We start from the raw sequence: 3,064 nt of genomic DNA on the forward strand, positions 1-3,064 counted from the left end.
ACAACAGCAGGCTTGTGCTCCTTCGTCGCTAATTTTAGCCTGCTATTTTGTGCCGTTTACGGCAAGCGTTATAACTCACTGAGGTTAGGATGAAAGGGAAATATTCAAAGGTAATTTTAGATTACTGCTTGGAACGAGGTATAGATGTTCCACCTGGGTTTATGCGGAGAGCAGCTTCGCATATCGCAGTGTTTAAGCTCAATGAATCAGAAACAAAGTTGGTAGCGAAAACCTTCTTCAAAAAAGAAGATTTAAAATATTACATCTCAAATTCATTGTTAGAGCAGAATGTCTTCCCTAAGGGTAGTGTTTTGGCAAGAGTTGTTGATTTTAAAGAGAACAAAGAGTTTCAAGTCAAAAGTGATGGTTCTTTAACTGAGTTAAAACAAAGCGTTCAAGACGGATTCACAACGCTTGGCGATTTCCGTTCAATTTAGCTTAAGTGTTTAAGGTACAATGGTTTAAGTGTGGTGGTTTGCGTTGCTCACCACTTAACGCGGCGTTGATATCCCTACTTTTCATAATACTTACCAACCAAAATAGAGCAAAGTGCGTAACTCGCTTTTGTCCAAAAGCTATTTAGATCAAGTCCTACAAATTTCATGTGCTTGGTTCTCTTCTATCCAATATAATTCGATGAAAGAGGATAAGATCATACACATATGAGAGTGATGTAGGAGTAAGTAAGTGTTGATATTGGGGTGTTATGAAGAAAAGTGAAAAAGTATTAGGTATAGCATTTTTTTGGTTTTTAACCTTAGTGCTTAACTTCAAAGGATTGTTGATATTATCGTTATTGAGTTACTTTAGTTTCTGGATTTTACTTGTTAGAGAGAAGTATTTTCTTGAGTTTAAAAAATCATGCATATTCGCATTGGTATCTGTGCCGATTGTCTATTCCTCTATCATTTTAGATGGTTATTTTCAGTTAGAAGGGAACTTAAGAATAATAGTATCTTTACCTATTATTACAATTGGTGGTTTTGTTTTTTCTAATATAAAACGTTCTCTTTCACCGGCAAACTAAAGTTTATTGAAGGTAACTGCGGTGTTGAAGGTTCAAACTCTCTAAGCCCCATACGTACTGGTCAACAAACTTCAGTCCTAATGTAACCACTGCTTGGATAAGAACTTGCATTCAAGGCTTACAGGTACTTTTTCTAATGTTCACGGAGCGAGTTAGATCTTCAACCCTAACTTACTTTTGTCCAAAAGTTAGTTACAACCAGTATGAATACTTTAATACTCAGTTTTAGCTTGATTCAGTCTTCGTAATAGCATTTGGTACGGGGCTTTATTTCTGGTCACATTTATTCTGATAACGGTACGAACGGGGGGTACTTGTCTGTTTTGTATGAAATTTTATTTCTCTCCTACAATTTTCCTGTAAAAAAACTACAAAAAAAGTGTGACGAGGGTCTTGTTTGTGATTTTTAAATGTATATAATTACGCCAACTAAGTAACTTTTTTACAAAAATGCCGGGAGAAATTCATGGGTTATGAACTAGGTGCAGTATACATTGGTCAAGTTGCCGCTAAGAAAATGATGGATGAAATGTTATATGGTAAACCGCAGCCTAAAAAAGTGCCTTTCATCAAGCGAATGATGAAAAAACTAGCGAGATAATAGATTGTTTACAAAAAGCCCGCGACCAAGTCGAGGGCTTTTTGATATTTGGCACGTTGCAGACAGTTAAGAGACGTGCATCTCTCCGAAATCCAAAACATTTTCAGGTGTATTACCCAAATCATTGCGGCTTAGCCACTTTTCTAGACTATCGGCACCGCCAATGTATTCTCCTTCGAGCTATATCTGAGGTACGGTAACTGGCGCTTTAGACCGATGTGTACTTTCACTTCAAGAATCATTCTATATAAAGCGATACTATCTTTTACTACGTCATCGTTGTATGTGATCTGCTTTAGCAATACTGGAAAACTCACTAAGTCATTTTTCAATACTAAAATTTAACCGTGTTAAGCTAAATTAGTACATGACTGGGCCAAGAAATGTCCAAAAGCGAGCTGTAGGTCATAGAAATACTGTTGCACATATGAGTTTGTATGCCTATTATTAATTTGCTTATTTTGAACATCATCATGTCATCCATATTTTGCCCACTTTCTCCCACTATGAAAGTGGGCATTTTTTTCTTTTTTCATATCTGCCTATCTTAGAGTTCAAAGTCGTCGCCACTTTGTCGCCATGAACTCTATATTTTGAAGTTAAATTGTTGTTTTTTAAGGTTTAATTTTGGGTTTATACATAATGGCTTCTTTGATTCAATCAGGCCTAGATCTAACACCAATTATCACTCACAACTTTAAGGTTGATGACTTCCAAATAGGCTTTGACGCTATGCGTAGCGGGCTTTCAGGCAAGGTAATCCTTGATTGGGAATAGTCTAAATTAGGCTCTTATTTGCAAAAGGCGACAGGTAAAACTGTCGCCTTTTTTTACGTCTAAAACTGCTAAGTAATGCTCAAGTTGTGCTCGTCATAAATGCGAGGCAAAAGTATGTTGGAGAACATGCGTTGTTTATCTATTTGGGAGATGATCTGGAGTTGTTGTTTTAGCTTTTGGCGCTCGAACGGGTGCGATAACTTAAACTATTTCAGCAGCCATTTAAGAAGTCGTTTTGGCTGAAGGTATGGTTGAAAAAGAGGTTTGTCACGAAGGAATGTCCACATTCGGGTCACTACAATTGTAATATAAAAAGCTAAGCTCGGCATTGATAGCATTCAGTCGTTAATTAGGTAAACCAAATTACCTGATTTGACTCTGTGTAATGTGTCTTCTAACGTACTATTGTGATATTGGCGTTCTTGTTATGTACCAACTATGCTTACAATTAAATACATTACCATGCATTATTAGGGCAAAGTATATGTGATAATTGTATCAATTATTTCTATGGTAGTGCTATATTTTATTCACATGGTTGATTATTGATGTTAGCAGCTTCCAAATGCGATTTTTGCCTCTTAAACACCTACAATGACATTAGAATCACACTATGCAATTTATACATAACTTTCAAACAAAACACTCCCTCTTAGCCC

At 36.4% G+C, this 3,064-nt stretch carries 3 protein-coding genes and 1 pseudogene; all 4 read left to right on the plus strand.

Features of this window, described 5'->3' with window-relative positions; genetic code table 11:
• The first annotated feature begins 89 nt into the window (after positions 1–89).
• The gene (locus tag ACTRWI_RS22125) at positions 90–437 is read left to right on the plus strand and encodes a hypothetical protein (protein ID WP_499133854.1); all 348 of its coding nucleotides are present in this window, start codon (positions 90–92) and stop codon (positions 435–437) included.
• A gap of 269 nt (positions 438–706) precedes the next feature.
• Entirely contained in the window at positions 707–1,027 is a 321-nt protein-coding gene (locus ACTRWI_RS22130) for a hypothetical protein (RefSeq protein WP_102269073.1), read from the plus strand.
• Positions 1,028–1,493: 466 nt separating this feature from the next.
• Positions 1,494–1,628 (plus strand): hypothetical protein, encoded by a 135-nt coding sequence (locus tag ACTRWI_RS22135; protein WP_499133855.1) that lies wholly within the window; start codon positions 1,494–1,496, stop codon positions 1,626–1,628.
• Positions 1,629–2,264: 636 nt separating this feature from the next.
• Positions 2,265–2,405: pseudogene (gene tdh, locus ACTRWI_RS22140) on the plus strand (L-threonine 3-dehydrogenase); the annotation flags it as partial.
• Between the last annotated feature and the right edge of the window lie 659 nt (positions 2,406–3,064).

The organism is Pseudoalteromonas sp. G5_S1_14_S5 (assembly GCF_054968605.1).